The organism is Legionella jamestowniensis, from assembly GCF_001467745.1.
GTDB lineage: Bacteria > Pseudomonadota > Gammaproteobacteria > Legionellales > Legionellaceae > Tatlockia > Tatlockia jamestowniensis.
Genome location: NZ_LNYG01000013.1, coordinates 2,312,076 through 2,329,967, shown reverse-complemented (window position 1 = coordinate 2,329,967; position 17,892 = coordinate 2,312,076). Strand labels below are relative to the sequence as shown.

Sequence of the window (17,892 nt, the reverse complement as noted above, 5' to 3'; positions counted from 1 at the left end):
ATCCTGATGTAGTAACGCCATCCTGATGTAGTAACGTCATCCTGATGTAGTAACGTCATCCTGAACGTAGCAACGTCATTCTGAACGCAGTGAAGAATCTCGTGGATGAGGACTCAGAACTTACCCTGTAAAATCCTACATGACTAGATAATGTTTCACTAGGCTTGACTCTTAAAAATCAAAGTTACATACTTGTGCATATTTGCTTCTAAAAAATCATTTTTAATTCTAAAAAGATAATTATGGTTCACTTGGCCTTTTTGATGATGCTTAACCTGGACACTGTTATTCAGGTTGGGCAAAAAAATAGTTACCCGCGCTAATCTATTTGCAGTCCCCCAACACCAGTGTCCAGGTTACTGCACTGCTCTGTCTAAGCGCTTCAACGCACCTATTCCTATTGGGGATACTAGGCAAGTTAAAGGCTAACACATGAAAATATTAAACAACCAATTGACATTCATTTCTATTGAATTTGTGTTAAGAGCATATATTCGTCACAAAATTTCACCCATACCACCAAAATATTCATACCAGGACGAAAAAGGGATTAATCCCGCTTTTCAAACAATAGAAGAAGTTAAAAGTCTTCTTTTTATGAATGAAAAACGTATTTTTGCGTTAAGAGATGATTTACTCCTTGCGACTGGAGTTAAAAATGCTTACCAAGAACATGGCTACGAGGGTTTAAAAAGAGCAATAGATTCCCAAAATCATTGTTTTATTAATTGGACTGATCGATATGGACACCCTTCGTTGGCGTTAATAGATGACTCTTCAAACGGAAAAGTCTTTTATGCTGGCTTTATATGCCAACGTCAGGGTTATTTAGAAATCTTCTTGTCAACCGGGCGATATAATCGAGTTGATAGAGTAGATGAAGGCATCCAGCCTTTGACAGACGAACAAACAACTATCCTTGAAAGTTATCTTGCACTGAAATTCACACAAGCTTATGGCAATCAGCCTGTGTATTTTTATGAAACAAGCCCCGGTATACAGGATGATCAAGATTCGGCACTTTTTTTCACAGATACCCCCTTTCCTCAATCCAAAGTGCCTCGCATTTATAAAAAAATTGACATTTTAAAAGCAAGCGAATTAGCGTCTGAAGCGATGCACTACGAGAATTCAAAAATTTATATTCGTAATTACATAGAGCCTGTTAATCCCAAATATCAGTACAATAATGAGGGTAATATTAATCCCGCTTTTCAAAATATTGAACAAGTCAGATTTCCTTTGCGCTTGTTGGAAAAACGCATATGGGTGTTAAGAAGTGACTTTACAATGGCATTGGGTGTAAAAAATGCCTATCAAAAGGAATACGGCTACCAGGGATTAAAAGAAAATTTTAGTGAGTGTTCATTTCCATTTATCAATTGGGAGGATAGATACGGCCACCCTTCATTAACGTTAACTGAAAATAACTATGATGGCTCTGTTTATTATGCGGGTTATTTGTGTCAACGAAAAGGATTTTTACAAGTGTATTTAGTGTCTGGTCGCTTTGAACGATTTGATTTGAATCAAAAACAAACTCAAATTCTGGAGGCCTATATTGCCTCCCTATTACAATCCGCCTTCGGACTACAAGACATTGTATTTGACGTAGGTAATTCAGATGATCCTGCCTATCATCAAATTTTTTTTGGTCATGGCTTATTTGAGAAAACCAATCCACAACGCAAATATTCATCGAGTGACGTGGATAATATTCTGCAGAGTATTACATTGGAAACAATGCAAGAAAATATTGGACAAAATCAATGGGTAGTTAAGCAATCTCTTTGATTTAGGTAAGGATTTTTCATGAGCCGATTGCAAATTACGCATGGTAATGGAATGATTACTTTATTAATTGCTAGATAGGGATGTCATTAATGGAAACTAGAGCCGTTTATATTGCTGGAGGCATGCGCACACCTTTCGTTAAATCCATGACCTCTTATAAAAAGATCGCTACCCAAGACTTAATGATTGCTTCCTTGCAAGCACTTGTAGAAAAAATGAAACTGGACGATAGACTATTGGGTGATGTGGGTTTAGGAGCCGTTATTAACAGCTCTTCAAATTGGAACCTAGCACGTGAATGTGTTTTAGGAACCCGCCTAAACCCTCACACCCCTGCTTATACATTGCAGCGCGCCTGTGGGACAAGCCTGGAAACCACATTGCAGATTGCCCTTAAAATTGCCAATTATCAAATTGAAGATGGTATTGCTGGAGGTGTTGACACCAATAGTGACCTTCCAATTATGTTTCGCAAAAGTTTTGCACGTAAATTACTCAATCTTAACCAGGCCAAAGGCATTTCAGAAAAATTAAAACAGATAGCTTCTTTTCGCCCTGGCGATTTAAAACCGGAATTTCCTGCTGTAGTTGAACCACGAACTGGTCTATCGATGGGACAACATACGGAGAAAATGGTCAAAGAATGGCAGATCCCTCGTCACGAACAAGATGAATTGGCATTTATAAGCCACCAAAATGCTGCAAAAGCTTATCAAGAAGGATTTTATGATGATTTGGTTTGTGATTATTACGGAGTTAAGCGGGATGGAATAGTAAGAGACGATACCACTATCGAAAAATTAGCCACTTTAAAACCGGCCTTTGATCGTAGCGGGGAAGGTAGTTTAACAGCTGGAAATAGTACCCCACTCACCGATGGTTCCTCGGCGGTCTATTTAGTGAGTGAATCTATTGCTGCACACTATAACTATCCTATGCTTGCACGTTTTGTAGACGCACAAGTTGCAGCAGTTGATTTTGTGCACGGTGAAGGATTATTGATGGCCCCCACTATTGCGGTCAGCGAACTGCTAAAACGTAATAAATTAAAACTACAAGATTTTGATTTTTATGAAATTCATGAAGCATTTGCGGGCCAGGTCTTGTGTACATTAAAAGCCTGGGAATCGGCTGATTATTGTCAACGTGTATTAAATCGTGAACATCCCTTAGGCTCTATTGACAGAGAAAAAATGAATATTAAAGGTGGTAGTCTTGCCTTAGGACATCCTTTTGCAGCGACTGGCGCGCGAATTGTTAGTAACTTAGCCAAAATTTTGCATCAACACGGCCAGGGAAGAGGATTAATCTCAATTTGCACGGCAGGTGGAATGGGGGTTGCAGCCATTTTGGAGGCAGTTTAATAGCGAAGTAACAATCATTTGCTTCGCGCTTATGTATGTTGCCGCTTGCTGTCTGCTTTTGCCTTCTCGCATTGAATTGCAGAATTTTATTTAATAATTTTACAAACAGCCGCAGCAACAAAAGCATCCTTTAGTCGAGTAAAATCCAGGCTTCATTCCACGCAAGTCCAACACCAGGTTCGTAGTAACTGGGGGATTGACTACACCAGCCTGAATAAGGCCAGGGCTTGCACTGATATCGTTTATGATCATGACGCCCCATTACGATAGTATTAGCCATGTATTGAGAGATACCATCAGGATAAATAAAATCAATTTGACTTTGCTTTTCAATAAAATCAATTGCAACATGATATTCTGAGGTATTGTTATCTTTGATGTAGATTTTATTAGCGTTATTTCCCTGGATAAGTACTATTTCACCTGATTCCACATTCAGTTGCCCAATGCGAAGCAAGGATGAGTTGGTATTAACCTGCTGTGCCAAAGTAAAAGGCCACTCATCACCATTGTTATTTTGATCCGTTACTACAATACTGTGAGATTCCACCTCTTCATCATGCTTGAAGAGTCGAAGTTTTACGGTGGTCTCTGCAGGTATCTCTGCTGTATTGTACAAAGGCTGCAACTCATGCCATTCCACTGTATTGCCGGTAGCATTAATAAATACATCACTACAGGAATAAAAAGCTTCAGGACTATCCTCCCTTTGCCAAATGACAAAAATAATATTTTTCCCTAATTTATTTACAGGCATCTTGCACGGCATCGTATATCTACCATTGACAAGACTAATTTCATTAATAGTACAGAAAGGCTGCGGTTCTAAATCTGACCATTTCAAAGGCTGATTAAAATCATAACCAGTTTTAGTAATATAGAATTTAAAATATTTTGTTTTATGAGGTGCCGTAGGATTGAAAACAAAACGGAACATACCCTCTGAATCAGGTTCTAAAATACTGGTATACCAATCGCTTCGCGCAAGATTTAATCCTTTATAAAAATCACGCCCACCACTACAAAGCTGTCCATCAGGAATGATATCCTCATGGCGATCATTGGCTGCGGGCTGATTCACCTCATGCCAATTGTATAAAGGTTGTTTTCCTCCCACCTCAACAGCAGCTTTACAAGCAGGCGATTTTGTATTCTCAGGATTTTCTTTATAGCATTGGTAGATACGAGAAATTGGAATTTCCATTGAGCCGTGGGCAAACATGGAACAATGCAGCAAAAAAAGAGCGCTACCGAGAAAAATTTTTTTAAATTTCATATTATTCAATCCCTTAGTTAATCTCGATATGCAAAGGTAACTGATTTTCAAGGAATATTAAACCGTTGGAGTCTAATTGCCAAAGATAGTCGATAATGATGAGAGGTCACAACTCAATAACGTCCCTCAAGTTTGACTAGTTTAAAAGCGCAGATTGCGTTAAAATAGTGCTGCACGATTTATCGGATAGCAAGCTATGAAACCCCTGACCCGAGATATTCTTCTAACGTTATCACTTAAGTTTGCCTTATTTTTTTTCCTTTGGTTTGTTTGTTTCAAGGATGTTCAAAAACCTATCAAAAATACACAGCAATGGCTATTGGGTTCCAGTCTGCAATCTGATATTGCGGTGACTCGAACTAAGTTTTGATTTAGTTTGTCTTTTTAACTCCAGCCATGGGGGTGTTTATGATACCTGGAAGCGATGTGGTTGACTTGTCACGTCTACAATTCGCCTTAACTGCACTTTATCATTTTTTGTTTGTTCCCTTGACGTTGGGATTATCGCTTTTACTGGCTATCATGGAGACTGTCTATGTCATGACTGGGCGCGATATCTGGCGCCAGATGGTTAAATATTGGGGAGTCCTTTTTGGGATTAACTTCGTCTTAGGTGTTGCCACGGGGTTAACCATGGAGTTTCAATTTGGCACAAATTGGGCCTACTACTCCCATTATGTCGGTGACGTGTTCGGCGCCCCCTTGGCTATTGAGGGATTAATGGCGTTCTTTTTAGAAGCAACCTTTGTCGGTCTATTTTTCTTTGGTTGGGATAAATTAACCAAATTACAACATATGACGTGTACCTGGCTACTGGCTTTAGGCACTAACCTGTCCGCTTTATGGATTCTTATCGCCAATGGATGGATGCAAAATCCTGTAGGTGCAAAATTTGATTATCAAACCATGCGTATGGAAGTCACCGATTTTGTTGAAGTGATGTTTAATCCGGTTGCCCAATCAAAATTCGTTCATACCATTAGTGCCGGTTATGTTACAGGCGCTGTTTTCGTACTGGCCATTAGTGCCTATTTTCTTTTGCGAGGCCGTAATAAGGAATTTGCCAAACGTTCAATGACCGTTGCTGTTTCATTTGGACTCGCTTCAGCGTTGTCGGTTGCTGTTCTTGGTGATGAAAGTGGTTATGATGCCAACATTAACCAAAAAATGAAATTAGCGGCCATTGAAGCCATGTGGCATACCGAAAAAGCCCCTGCTGGTTTAACGTTAATTGGTATTCCGAATGAAAAAACCATGCATACCGATTACGGCATTGAAATTCCTTACGTATTGGGTTTGATAGCCACACGCTCCATTCATGAACCCGTGGAAGGTATTTTCGAATTAATGGAGCAAGGAAAAGGAAAAATACGCGAAGGAATACTTGCTTATGATGCACTGACGCGCCTGCAAAAAAATCCCCAGGATGAACAAGCAAAGAAAGAGTTTGCAACACATGAACATTCCTTAGGCTATGGCTTACTTTTAAAGAAATATACCGACAAAGTGGTGGACGCCAGCGAAGAGCAAATTAATCAAGCAGCACATGATTTAGCTCCTCATGTTTTACCCTTATTCATTTCTTTTCGAATCATGGTTGCTTGCGGCTTTTTCTTTATTTTTCTATTTGCGATGGGCTTTTATTTATCCCTCAAACGAAAACTGCACACAACACGCTGGTATTTATACCTTGCATTCTTGTCTCTTCCCCTACCCTGGTTAGCGGCTGAACTGGGTTGGGTGATTGCAGAATATGGGCGACAACCCTGGGTAGTCCAAGGTGTTTTACCCACTGCCTTAGGTTCCTCCTCATTAGATGTTTCACAACTTTTAACATCACTGGCGGGATTTATCATTTTCTACACCGTCTTAGCCATCGTTGAAGTTTATTTAATGATTAAATACATTCGCTTAGGCCCAGATGGTCTGGCCCACTAAGGAGAACTATCATGCCTTTAGATTATGAAACCTTACGTATTATCTGGTGGGTACTTCTTGGGACTTTACTGATAGGATTTGCAGTAATGGATGGGTTTGATTTAGGCGTGGCGATATGGCTACCCTGGCTTGCTAAAACAGACATTGACAGACGAGTGCTAATCAATAGCATTGCGCCTACCTGGGAAGGCAATCAAGTTTGGTTTATTTTAGGCGGAGGGGCCATTTTTGCGGCCTGGCCTGCGTTGTATGCCCTTTCCTTTTCAGGGTTTTATTTAGCGATGCTCATCGTGCTGCTTGCACTTATTTTACGCCCTGTGGGCTTTAAATACCGTTCTAAATTACCCAATGCAGCATGGCGAAGCTTCTGGGATAAGGCCTTGTTTATAGGAGGTTTTGTTCCAGCGTTAATTTTTGGGGTAGCCATTGGCAATGTATTACAGGGCGTGCCTTTTCATTTTGATGAGAGTTTACGCGTTTTCTACACAGGCACATTCCTACAGTTGCTAAATCCTTTTGCCTTACTCTGCGGATTAGTTTCGGTGGTCATGTTGGCCATGCATGGGGCTTTTTTCCTTACTATAAAAACAACCGATTATTTGCAACGGCGTGCAAGAACAGCAGCCAAACTGAGCGCCATAGCAATGATTTTTCTGTTTATTTTAGGTGGATTTTGGCTTTATTTTGGAATCGAGGGTTATAGTTTGATGAATACTGTTGTTCATGATGGCCCCTCAAATCCACTTTTTAAAACCGTAATTCGTCAACCAGCAGCCTGGTTTGTCAATTATCAAATGATGCCTGTCACATTACTTGCACCGCTAGGAGCTATTTTCGCAGCCTTATTAGCCATAAGCTTGAGCAGAAAAGCATTGCTTGCGTTTGTCTTCAGTTCATTAGCAGTGACAGGCGTTATTGCTACTGTAGGGCTTAGTTTATTTCCTTTTATTTTGCCTTCATCATCTTACCCTAACCAAAGTTTAACCGTGTGGGACAGTTCGTCCAGCCAATTAACTTTATTTATTATGTTGCTGGCGACAGTCATTTTTCTACCCTTTATTTTAATTTATACCTCCTGGGTTTATCGGGTTTTACGCGGTAAAGTAACGAGTGAATCAATTATAAATAATGAACATACAGCTTATTAGGAGAATTCATTATGTGGTACTTCTCTTGGATATTAGGTACAGGATTAGCTTGCACCTTTGCCATTTTAAATGCGATGTGGCTTGAACTTAGATTAAGCGATAAAGATAAAGAACAACAATAGACCTGTCAGGGGTTTAATTTTTTCACAAATGTAAATAAATTGAAAATTAATCCAGATTTGGCTAATTACATATAAGCTGTAAGGTAGATTATAATAATTATAATGATTGCAATTTTAATCGAATATGAGGTTCTAAATGAGTACACCGGAAGATAAGGTAAAGCAAATCCAGGAAATAAACAGGTTAAAAGAACTTTCTAAGAAAAACTATCGTAGCCTTGATGAAGAGGACGAATATGAACGTCTTTTCAAAACCCATGGAGAGAATATTCTTAAAAAGAAAAGTTCTTCTGAAGAAGATAAGCCACCGCAACAATATCAAGTTGACACGAAAAAGAAAGGATTTAATGAAGATCTTCTGAAAGATTACGAAAAAGAAACCGGTAAAAAACCTCTTGAAGGTAAGGAAGGTGGGGTTGCCTTAGCTTTTGACTCACGAGAAGAAGCAGTCAAATTTTTTAAAGGGCAAGCTGGTAAGAATCGTGCTTTTGATGCCTACAATACTTCTGAAGATCACCGTATGTATTCCGATGGAAAAGGCTTATTTGTCCAAGGCAAAAAGGCTGAAGTGGATGCTTATTTAAAAAATCCTAAGGCTTTCGATCTGGATAAAGAGTCAGGCAAACTAACAGCAAAAGAACCTGAAAATACTAAAACCGTCTCACCTACCTAATCTAATCTTATGACAAGTTGGGCTCTATTCCGCTATGACGGATTGAGCTCGCTTCTTCAATGTCTTCCTCCACGTGATCATGTAATTGATTATGTAATAATTTCGCAGTGATAGAATAACTCTCTACCCGTGTACCATCGTCTAGAACCTGGATGCCAGCAGGCTTTTGCCGTATAAAATTTTCACCCTCTACCAACCAAACCCCTGAACGGTTTAATGTATTGTGACCATCGGCTTGAATAATGAGACCATGGCTAATTTCAGGTGTCACTACTTGATTGGAATCAATTTCATGACGTTTTTTAAATAGTGGCAAGGCAACAGAACTTGAAGAAATAATTTGAACAGCTGGACCAAACTTATCAGTACTAAACTCAGGAAACTGTTTGCGCAAATATTTACCGAGCAAACCCTCTGCTGCATCTACACATACGCTACCTGCGATGGTTATCCCCTTATATTGCTTGAAATAAGCCAGTGGCATAAGTTTTTTATCCACTGCCCCATGCCAATAAGTATTTCTTTCTGCTTCACTGGAAGTTAATTCTTCATTTGGAATATCCGTTGGTCCTTTGTTAACTTTATAACTTGCATAAACAATGGAGCCTTCTTTTAAACCTAGAAGCATGTTTGTTTTTTGAAATTTAGGTTTATGGCCAATGCTTAATCCCTCGTCATCCGTTACTTCGGTAGGTGTGGTTGCCGTCACATTAACCATAATCAATAAAGAAGGATATTTTTTACTGACTTTACAATATCCAGCTACCAACTCCTGCTGGGCATTATAAGACATGAACAGGGAGCTTTTAGCGCCAAATTGGCAATGGCTATAGAATTCAGGCATTACACAAATTGCCAATTCATCCGGAAAAAATTTCGTTTGCTCCCGAATGAGCTTGTAAGATAATTCTACATGTTGATGAAATAGGTCAACTTGTTCTTCTATTGTTCTAGGGGCGCTTTTGGCAAAAGATCCTGTAGGCATAGAGACGGTCGCAATATTGAGCAGGCGTTGTTCAATTAAAGGACGTTCTTCCTTTTTAACATCTACCGTTTTTTGAAATCCTGACAAATAATCAATCATAGGTGAAGAATTAATTTTAGGAATAGCCACCCTAATAAAATGGGGTGTAATTTCCATATGCATTTCTTTGCGTATTTTTTCAGGAAGCACTAACAAAGAAGCTAATTTAGTGATTTCCCTAACAGGAAAATAAGCGACGGCATCAACGTTGTAATCATTATCAACCCATCCAAAAAAGTCTAGCTCCGTGACTTCCCGTAAAAACATTACAGCACTGGTATAAGCTTTTTTTGGCATGATAGTCATAAAACAGTTTAACTTGATTAAACTATAGCCAAAAAAGATTAAAGTAATATTAATTGAATATAAGCTAGAATTTGTGAGCGTCACTGAAGTAATCGTAAGTCAAAAATTTCTGCTAGGTAAAAAGCTATTCCGGACAATTTGGTTTAGTCTTAAACGCTTAGTGTACCCATAAAAAAATTGCATTCCCAAACGGAATTTGAAGAGGAGAAAAATTCCTTTTCAGTTAAAGACCCAAATGATTATAATTTAATCAAAGTGCGCAATGTAGTGGACTTCCATGCAAGAAAAGAGAGAACCTGATTTTAGTGAGCAAACCTTTGACAATAAATATATTTTTGTACGTAGTGACAATATATATAAAATTAAGTCTAAACAACATAGTGCATACCAGGTAAGTCCTGCTCACCATATGAATTTATCTCGGGATGCTGCCGAATTATATAAGGATTCAGGATATTTAAGTGTTTTCCCGCTTACCGACGGCTTTGGATTGCAACAGGCACTAAACCTCCATAGTGAGTACATCCATTTTATTTGCATAGATAAACGTGTTTGTGAACATCATTTTTTAACCGGTGGTACACGAGGATTAACCAAAGATAGACAGGAAACCATTGTCGAGCGCGCTGAAGGTACTTGTTGGAAAAAGCCCGTTTTCAATCATTTAATACCGCAAGTGTTCTTTACCACTAACATGGACATTGAACTAGGTTTAACTGGAGTGCGAGTCTTAAGTGAAATTTTGTTGGGTGGGAATTGGCAGGATTTTGTGGAGGTTTACTCATTATCTAGAAAGGAAGCTAGCGAAATGATGAAAACACATCTGAACGATAAGGCTCTATATGCAGCGCTTAAAAGTAAAACCCTTCCCTACCCTGTCACCCGAGGCGTCTTTTCTCAAGTAGAAGCACAGGAAAGAATAGAAAAAGGACAAGCACTTCAGCAAGTATTTAGTTGGTGGAATCAGCTCAAAAATAAAACACAACTTTGCTTTACTTATGGCATGTTTTATCAAGGGCTACCTTATGAACCGCACAAAATTTCCTTTAGGGAAATGTTGGAAATGCATAGATTTTCCCAGGATCTGGAGGGTCTTTTTGGTAAAAACACGATTGAAGAAAAATTTTTTGAGAAATACATCGAAATTTCAATAGGTTTATTCGCAGCCGGCTCTCTTGATAAATTTTATCAGCAAATTTCTGCCCAATTTATAGACGATCTTAAAATTTTTTTAATATTTTCTAAACAAACCAGAGAACTTTACGCTCATTATAGACTACCTCTAATCCCTATTACTCAACGCAAATTAACTGTAGAAGTTTGTTTTTGGGAACTTTATAGAACAATAGAATCGATGCAGACAAGTGGGGTAGTAAACAATATTTTACAAACTGGACGAGAAAAAATAGTACAGGGATGGCAAAATTACACGGATGCAGGGCTTCAAAAAGAGATCATTCAATCATTGATGATTATTAACCGGGAACTGCAACAGTTTATAACTGAACAAAATTTCAACAGTCATTTAAAATTACAATCCTCTTTTGGTTCACCAAATCCTACAATAGGAGAATGGTTTAAAGCGTTTGCCACAAAGTGGGCTAGAGAGTATCCTGCCGACAATTCTACTTTATCTTTTATACCACCCTCTCTTAATGAGCTATTTAAATTAATCGCTAAATTCAATCAAATCTCCAATGATTATTCAAAGCGTAATGGCGATAATAAGGCTTATAAAGAAGTGCAGGAAAAGCTCAATTCAATCCTTACAAAAGCTACCCATTACCAAGACATCTCTTTGCAGAGAACTAATAAATTTATGAAAGAAAGTTTAAAAGAATTAGTTTTTTGTTTGGCGACACTTTCGACTCGACAAGTTAAAACGATGCTATTTATTAATCTAACCAAGAAGCTGGATGATATTGAAGCGAGATATTTAACCAACGAGTCGGTCTATGCGAGCCCAACAAGCTGTAAACCCGTCAGTTAAATTTTTTTTACGGCTGGTTTCTCGCCTGTGTAATGGTGTCCGCATAGTCTGAAAGGGTTGGCCAAACAAAACTAGATTCCCACTCAAACTGATTTAGAAACGTTTTGTTTTATACACGAATCAGTTTTTGAAAATTCATCCAGGAGCAGTCGTGTAGCAGATGCTACCACTTCGTCTTGCTTTACGGCATCTTTTTTATCTTTAGTAAAATAGATAGTGACTACTAGAGGAGCACAGCCAGGTGGCCAAATAATAGCAATATCATTGGTTGTTCCATAGGAAGCCCCTGTTCCGGTTTTATCACCCACCATCCAGTTTTTTGGTACACCAGCTCGAATCCGGGTTTCCCCAGTTGTATTATCTTTTAACCACTTTAATAACTGCTCACGTTGTGAACGTGCCAACGCATCACCAAGGGTTAATTTTGTCAAACTTTTTTCCATGGCAGCCGGCGTAGAGGAATCATAGAGATTACCTTCGCCCCCCGAAAAAGCTTCCTTAGGCCAATCATTATCCACTCTAAAATATTTATCACCGATGGACCTGGCATAAGCATTAATCGCTTGCAGTCCACCTAATTTTTTTACCAAAAGGTTCATCGCCGTATTATCACTCACGGTAATAGCAGCAGCGCATAATTCAGAAACAGTCATGCCATCAGCTACATGTTTCTCGGTAATAGGCGACCAGGCCGCTAAATCTTCTTTTTTATAGTGCATTTTGTGTTGCAACAACGTTGGATCGCTCATACTTTTTTTTAAAATGGCCGCAACCCCCACCACCTTGGAAGTACACCCCATGGGAAAGCGTTCCATAGCGCGATACTGAAGATGCTGGTTATTAGCAGTATTTACTGCCGATACGCCAATTTTTCCCCCTGCAGAGACTTCAAGTTCCGCAAGCTTTTCTTGAAGCGGCTTATCTTTGGTATATTGACTTGCAGCGAATACAGGTAAACAGATAAACATCCAGCAGATTGCCGCAAAAAGAAACGGTGAACATTTAGAGTAATGAAAATTCATAGTAACTCTGAGTTATAGATACTGCGCTCATAATAAAGCAAAAGTAAATTTATTTAAACGATATGGAATGACAAGGGTAGACGTGATGAAGCGACAGTGTAATAAGGATTCAAGTGGCCAAGAAGACCCAGTTGCCACAAATGCGTCAACCAGGCTTACTGACCTTTTTTTTTACAGATTAGGCGTCGTGGTAGATTGCTCGGTAGCTACTGGAATCGCTTCACGTTTTGGAAGTTTAAGATTGAAAAAGCCTGCATATTGCATGATGCGATGCAATACATCATAGTCCCCTTGTTGATTGAAGATTACCTGAGCTGGATGAGGATTTGATTGATCAGCGGCTTGCTCTGGATGGGTGACCCTCAAAAATTCCAAAGCAGGATGAAGTAACATTTCTCTCAATTCAGCATCGATTTCTTTTAATTCGATTATAGCTTTTGAATAATCTTGTTTTAATTGCAAAGGATCGAGTAAAGAACTCGTCTTGTGGTGCTGCTCATAAACTTTTGTATAGGCCTCTAGTTTTTTATTGAAATTAGTTTGGCGTTGTTCTAAACGATCAATTGCTGTATTTAATTTTCTTGCGAAGTTAAACAAAGGGTCAAAATTGTCTCTATCCAATGCTTCTTGAACTTTCTTAAGCGAAAAAACCACCCCAAACGTTGGAGTATAAGTTTGCACCCAACCATTTCCTTTTTCAAAATAAAGATTAGGAAAACTAGTATTCTTTGCTTTCTTCGCTAAATTAAGTAATTTATTTTTGTCTAACATGGCTATTTCCATACTATTGAAGTAAGGCTATGGTAACAGAATAGTGTTAAGTAAATATTAAATGTGCTTAATATTTACTCGATTTTCTCATTTGGAGTCCTTGACCCTTTACCTCTCGTTGTGAGGATTTGTTGCAACTGCAATTACTTTTTTACTTTGCTTCCTATCCTGCCAAGTTTGAATGAGTACATAAAAGGCAGGTACGAACACGACCGCCAAACAAGTGGAGGCCATCATCCCGCTGGCAACAGCAATACCAATGGAGCGTCGTGCATTAGCACCGGCCCCTGTGGCAAACACCAATGGCATTACCCCCATAATAAACGCAAAGGAAGTCATAAGAATCGGTCGAAATCGCGTTTTAGCACCTATTACTGCGGCTTCAATAGGAGATTTGTTGTGAAGTAATCGCTGCTCACGCGCCACTTCAACAATTAAAATGGCGTTTTTGGCTGCTAGCGCAATTAATAGTAACAAACCAATTTGGGTATACATATTATTGTCTAAACCTAAACTGGACAACGCCAATACGGTTCCAATTAACGTTAATGGCACACTAAGGATAACTGCTGCCGGTGTAAACCAGTTTTCATATTGGCCTGCCAAAATCATGTAAACCAACACCAAAGAAAGCGCAAAAATAAAATAGCTCAGATTCCCGGCTATTTTTTCCTGATAAGCCGTACTAGTCCATTCGAAAGATAAACCAGCAGGTAAAAGTTTACGAGCCAACTCCTCCATTGCCTGTATAGCTTGACCTGAACTAAAGCCAGGGGATGCTATCCCATTGATACTACTTGAAGGGTATAAATTATAAAGGGAAATAAGGGCAGGGCCGATGGCCTGGGTAATATTGGTTAGCGTTCCGAGAGGCACCATTTCCCCAGCCTGATTTTTAACGTAATAATTACGTACATCTTCAATGCTCATCCTAGAGGATGCGTCCGCTTGCACATACACCTGAAACACCTGTCCGAATTTAGTAAACAGGTTCACATAGGAAGATCCTAAATAAGTTTGCAAGGTATCAAATGCATCACCAACAGCAACCCCTAACGATTCAGCTTTTAATCGATTAAACGGCGCTAAAACCTGCGGTACTGCTGCACGAAACGAGGTCATAAGTTTTTGCAGGGCGGGCTGTAGTGTCCCGTACTTCACCAACTGGTCGGTGACCTTTTGCAATTTTAGGTAATCGAAAGAACCATCTTGCAATTCAACCTGCATTTGAAACCCACCGGATAATCCCAATCCCTGAATAGGGGGCGGAACCACTACCAACACTTTAGCATCCAGCGTCCTCGCTGCAATTTCATTAAATTTAGTATAAAGCGATCTCAAATCTTCACCCTTCCCCCTTACGCTCCAATCTTTAAACATGATGTACACCACACCGGCATTCGCCAGATTGGCATTGTTATCCAGTAAAGAAATCCCATCAATGGCAATCACATTTTCCACCCCGCCTACCTTGGAGGCTTCCTTGGTTAATTTATCAAGAACTGCCTCTGTTCGATCCAGGGTAGCACCGTCCGGCAACAAGACATTTAAAATGATATAGCCTTGATCTTCGATTGGGATAAATCCGGTTGGAATACGGGTAATTCCAAAAATGGCGACAGCAACCAAAATAATACCCACCAAACAAGTATAAGCACTGCGATTGACGAGACGATCTATAAATCGCACATACCCCGCTTCCAGTGGGTTGTAGAAGCGATCAAAAGTTCTAAAAACGATATTTTTTTGCCTGTTTGGATCGATGGGCCGAAGCCATAAAGCACATTGCGTAGGCTTCAACGTCATTGCGTTAATCGCACTAATGAATGCGGTTGCAGCAATCACCAAAGCAAACTGGGCATACATGGCTCCCGTTAGTCCAGGCATAAATCCTGCCGGCACAAATACAGCCATCAATACCAAGGTAATACCCACAATTGGGCCAAATAGTTCCCGCATGGTTTCAATAGACGCTTCCTTTGGCGCTATTCCACGTTCAATATGCTGGGTCACGCCCTCTACAATCACAATCGCATCGTCAACCACGATACCAATGGCTAATACCAAGGCAAACAAAGTAAGAAGGTTAATGGTATAGCCTAATAAAAACATGGCGAAGAAGGTGCCGATAATCGTTACGGGTACTGTGGTAGCGGGCACTAAAGTAGCGCGAAAATTTTGCAAAAAAACCACAATGACTAGTAATACTAAAATACCGGCTTCGAATAAGGTTTTATAAACTTCATCCACTGAAGCCTTCACGAAGATAGTCGTATCAAAAGGGACGGAATATTGCATGCCGGGAGGAAATTTCTTGGCCATCTTGGCTACTGTTTTACGCACTTCCTGAGCCACTTCCAATGCGTTAGCGCCAGGGAGCTGAAATATACCGATAGCAGCAGTAGGCTTGCCGTTGAGTTTTGCAAGCTGGCTATAACTTGAGGAACCAAGCTCCACACGCCCTACATCACGAATACGAATCACTTGAGCACTGCTGCTGGCATTAGCATCTTCATCCGACTGCGTTGCCACAGTTTTGACAATGATATCGGCAAACTCATCAGGATTGGCAAGCTGTCCCGGCACATTCACTGTAAATTGATAGGAGGGTTTGCCTGTCACGGGTGGAGCACCGATTTGCCCTGCGGAAACCTCCTTGTTTTGATGACTAATAGCGAGAAGTACATCTTTAGGGGTCAAAGAGTAAGCATACATTTTCTTAGGATCCAGCCAAACCCGCATGGCATAAGTTCCCGATCCAAAAATAATGACGTTCCCTACCCCTGGCAGCCTGGATAATTCATCCTGCATATTAATGGCTGCATAACTGTCAAGGAACAAGCCATCATATTCACCGTGCTCGGAGGTCAAGGTGATAAACTGCAGAATAGCGGTGGATTTTTGCTGGACCACAACCCCTTGCTGTTGTACAGACTCTGGTAATTGGGCCATCGCTGCCTGTACACGATTTTGTACCAACACCTGTGCATAATTCAGATCCGTACCAATAGCAAAGGTCACAATGAGATTATAATTACCACTGTTGGTGCTGGTGGATTGCATGTAAAGCATGTCTTCCACCCCATTAACCTGCTGTTCGATGGGAAGTGCTACCGTTTTTATCAATGTTTTTGCATCGGCACCAGGGTAATTGGTTGTTACTTGAATAGTAGGAGGCACAATCGCAGGATATTGGGAAACAGGTAAAATACCTATCGCAATGACGCCAAGAAACACTAACAAAAGCGCAATGACATTCGCAAGTACAGGCCGTTCGATAAAAAATTTAGAAATCATTATGCATTTCCTACTGAATTGCTTTGCACTTTGGGGTTTACCCGATTACCAGGGGTTGCATTCTGTAAACCATCAACGATCACCTTGTCGTCTTTCTCAAGTCCTTTAAGAATTGCCCGTTTGCCCTGCTCTAAACTGCCAAGCGCTACCCGCTTTGTCTCCACTTCATTATTTTTATCAACCGTATACAAATATGGGCCAATTTGATCATATTGAATGGCCGTATCAGGCACAGTGAGTTGTGGTTGTGGTTTACGAACTGGAATTCTTACCTGCACATAAAGCCCTGGTAATAAAACGTGATTTTCATTAGGTAAGATAGCTCGGAACTGCATAGTACCCGTCGAGGCATTAAGACCAGTATTTACGAAATCCAGTTTACCCCGATGCGGGAAATTGGTTTCATTTTGCATGCCCACAAAAACAGGGATTTTGTTAATATCGGAGGGTTTAAAGCCTCTGGCCTTTGCTGCTTCACGAAGTTTGATTAAATCCAGTTCATTTAAATTGAAATAAACATAGATTGGATTTATTTGTTCAAGCGTAGCCAGGTTTGTTGCCTTGCCATTTCCTACCAGATTACCTGGATCTACCAGATGACGACCAATACGACCATCAAAAGGAGCCCGCACATGGGTATAGCTGTAATTAATAGCGGCGACCTTGGCATTGGCAACATTTTTGGCGATTGCCGCCTTACTTTCTTCAGCCTGAGCCCGCCATTTTTCTACATTTTTTAAAGAAGTGGCATTTTCTTTATACATCTGCCGTTGGCGTTCATATTCGGCTTGATTATAAGCATGGGCGGATTTGGCTATTGCAACTTGGGCTTCAGCCTCTAAAAGTTTTTCCAGATAGGGTTGCGGCTCAATAATGAATAATTCCTGCCCTTCTTTAACAAAAGTACCATCAGTAAATTTGACGGCGTCGAGATAACCCTCAACGCGTGCCACCAAATCCACTGAATTATAGGCCACAGTATTGCCTGTTTGAGTAACATACTCTCCCATTTCCACTACTTCCGGTTTTTCAACAAAGACTACTGGCACCGGCAAAGTATCTGCTGTACTTCGCGTTTTATGATGGAAAATTAAATAAAGAAGCAGGACTATAACAAAACCAATCATTGCTATTTTTATTATTTTTCGATTTCTTTCTGAAGTCATA

The 17,892-nt window shown here is 39.9% G+C and carries 14 protein-coding genes; 8 read left to right on the top strand and 6 right to left on the bottom strand.

From position 1 onward, the window contains the following. Nucleotides 1-432 precede the first annotated feature (432 nt). Both Ljam_RS14735 and Ljam_RS14730 read left to right on the top strand, forming a co-directional pair. Nucleotides 433-1,794: a hypothetical protein gene (locus Ljam_RS14735; RefSeq protein ID WP_058450734.1), complete on the top strand. Its 1,362-nt coding sequence runs from the start codon at nucleotides 433-435 to the stop codon at nucleotides 1,792-1,794. 89 nt (nucleotides 1,795-1,883) lie between these two features. Next, nucleotides 1,884-3,158, top strand: coding sequence for an acetyl-CoA C-acetyltransferase (locus Ljam_RS14730; protein ID WP_058450733.1), 1,275 nt, complete (start codon nucleotides 1,884-1,886; stop codon nucleotides 3,156-3,158). 130 nt (nucleotides 3,159-3,288) lie between these two features. On the opposite strand, the gene Ljam_RS14725 is transcribed toward Ljam_RS14730, so the two are convergent. Beyond that, on the bottom strand, nucleotides 3,289-4,434 hold the full coding sequence (locus tag Ljam_RS14725; protein ID WP_058450732.1) for a lytic polysaccharide monooxygenase: 1,146 nt from the start codon (nucleotides 4,432-4,434) through the stop codon (nucleotides 3,289-3,291). Nucleotides 4,435-4,630: 196 nt separating this feature from the next. Between Ljam_RS14725 and cydP the strand changes: the two genes are divergently transcribed. The 5 genes from cydP (at nucleotide 4,631) to Ljam_RS14710 (ending at nucleotide 8,315) form a co-directional block, all read left to right on the top strand. Further along, the gene (gene cydP / locus Ljam_RS15625; protein WP_177203744.1) at nucleotides 4,631-4,804 is read left to right on the top strand and encodes a cytochrome oxidase putative small subunit CydP; all 174 of its coding nucleotides are present in this window, start codon (nucleotides 4,631-4,633) and stop codon (nucleotides 4,802-4,804) included. A gap of 38 nt (nucleotides 4,805-4,842) precedes the next feature. Further along, a complete protein-coding gene (locus Ljam_RS14720; protein WP_058450731.1) occupies nucleotides 4,843-6,372 on the top strand; it encodes a cytochrome ubiquinol oxidase subunit I in 1,530 nt (509 codons plus the stop codon). A gap of 11 nt (nucleotides 6,373-6,383) precedes the next feature. Then, on the top strand, nucleotides 6,384-7,520 hold the full coding sequence (gene cydB / locus Ljam_RS14715) for a cytochrome d ubiquinol oxidase subunit II (RefSeq protein WP_058450730.1): 1,137 nt from the start codon (nucleotides 6,384-6,386) through the stop codon (nucleotides 7,518-7,520). Between the two features lie 8 nt (nucleotides 7,521-7,528). Then, nucleotides 7,529-7,642: a cytochrome bd-I oxidase subunit CydX gene (gene cydX, locus Ljam_RS14825; protein ID WP_202967575.1), complete on the top strand. Its 114-nt coding sequence runs from the start codon at nucleotides 7,529-7,531 to the stop codon at nucleotides 7,640-7,642. A gap of 136 nt (nucleotides 7,643-7,778) precedes the next feature. After that, nucleotides 7,779-8,315: a hypothetical protein gene (locus Ljam_RS14710; protein ID WP_058450729.1), complete on the top strand. Its 537-nt coding sequence runs from the start codon at nucleotides 7,779-7,781 to the stop codon at nucleotides 8,313-8,315. A gap of 7 nt (nucleotides 8,316-8,322) precedes the next feature. On the opposite strand, the gene Ljam_RS14705 is transcribed toward Ljam_RS14710, so the two are convergent. After that, nucleotides 8,323-9,636 carry a hypothetical protein gene (locus Ljam_RS14705; protein WP_058450728.1) on the bottom strand — a complete coding sequence of 438 codons (1,314 nt, stop codon included), beginning with the start codon at nucleotides 9,634-9,636 and terminating at the stop codon, nucleotides 8,323-8,325. 286 nt (nucleotides 9,637-9,922) lie between these two features. On the opposite strand from Ljam_RS14705, the gene Ljam_RS14700 reads away from it, so the two are divergent. Continuing rightward, nucleotides 9,923-11,635 (top strand): hypothetical protein, encoded by a 1,713-nt coding sequence (locus Ljam_RS14700; RefSeq protein WP_058450727.1) that lies wholly within the window; start codon nucleotides 9,923-9,925, stop codon nucleotides 11,633-11,635. 83 nt (nucleotides 11,636-11,718) lie between these two features. Here Ljam_RS14700 and bla read toward each other — a convergent pair whose 3' ends face one another. The 4 genes from bla to Ljam_RS14680 form a co-directional block, all read right to left on the bottom strand. Beyond that, nucleotides 11,719-12,603, bottom strand: coding sequence for a class A beta-lactamase (gene bla, locus Ljam_RS14695; RefSeq protein WP_058450848.1), 885 nt, complete (start codon nucleotides 12,601-12,603; stop codon nucleotides 11,719-11,721). A 225-nt stretch (nucleotides 12,604-12,828) separates the two neighbouring features. Further along, nucleotides 12,829-13,428, bottom strand: a complete 600-nt coding sequence (locus tag Ljam_RS14690; RefSeq protein ID WP_058450726.1) for a hypothetical protein — start codon at nucleotides 13,426-13,428, stop codon at nucleotides 12,829-12,831. Nucleotides 13,429-13,536: 108 nt separating this feature from the next. After that, nucleotides 13,537-16,725 (bottom strand): efflux RND transporter permease subunit, encoded by a 3,189-nt coding sequence (locus Ljam_RS14685; RefSeq protein WP_058450725.1) that lies wholly within the window; start codon nucleotides 16,723-16,725, stop codon nucleotides 13,537-13,539. Then, the gene (locus tag Ljam_RS14680; protein WP_058450724.1) at nucleotides 16,725-17,891 is read right to left on the bottom strand and encodes an efflux RND transporter periplasmic adaptor subunit; all 1,167 of its coding nucleotides are present in this window, start codon (nucleotides 17,889-17,891) and stop codon (nucleotides 16,725-16,727) included. The genes Ljam_RS14685 and Ljam_RS14680 overlap by 1 nt, the downstream gene beginning before the upstream one ends. Nucleotide 17,892: the final 1 nt, after the last annotated feature.

Coding starts and splice junctions, on each gene's coding strand:
- Ljam_RS14735 (WP_058450734.1), top strand. CDS start 433: ATGAAAATATTAAACAACCAATTGACATTCATTTCTATTGAATTTGTG.
- Ljam_RS14730 (WP_058450733.1), top strand. CDS start 1,884: ATGGAAACTAGAGCCGTTTATATTGCTGGAGGCATGCGCACACCTTTC.
- Ljam_RS14725 (WP_058450732.1), bottom strand. CDS start 4,434: ATGAAATTTAAAAAAATTTTTCTCGGTAGCGCTCTTTTTTTGCTGCAT.
- cydP (WP_177203744.1), top strand. CDS start 4,631: ATGAAACCCCTGACCCGAGATATTCTTCTAACGTTATCACTTAAGTTT.
- Ljam_RS14720 (WP_058450731.1), top strand. CDS start 4,843: ATGATACCTGGAAGCGATGTGGTTGACTTGTCACGTCTACAATTCGCC.
- cydB (WP_058450730.1), top strand. CDS start 6,384: ATGCCTTTAGATTATGAAACCTTACGTATTATCTGGTGGGTACTTCTT.
- Ljam_RS14710 (WP_058450729.1), top strand. CDS start 7,779: ATGAGTACACCGGAAGATAAGGTAAAGCAAATCCAGGAAATAAACAGG.
- Ljam_RS14705 (WP_058450728.1), bottom strand. CDS start 9,636: ATGCCAAAAAAAGCTTATACCAGTGCTGTAATGTTTTTACGGGAAGTC.
- Ljam_RS14700 (WP_058450727.1), top strand. CDS start 9,923: ATGCAAGAAAAGAGAGAACCTGATTTTAGTGAGCAAACCTTTGACAAT.
- bla (WP_058450848.1), bottom strand. CDS start 12,603: ATGTTTATCTGTTTACCTGTATTCGCTGCAAGTCAATATACCAAAGAT.
- Ljam_RS14690 (WP_058450726.1), bottom strand. CDS start 13,428: ATGTTAGACAAAAATAAATTACTTAATTTAGCGAAGAAAGCAAAGAAT.
- Ljam_RS14685 (WP_058450725.1), bottom strand. CDS start 16,725: ATGATTTCTAAATTTTTTATCGAACGGCCTGTACTTGCGAATGTCATT.
- Ljam_RS14680 (WP_058450724.1), bottom strand. CDS start 17,891: ATGACTTCAGAAAGAAATCGAAAAATAATAAAAATAGCAATGATTGGT.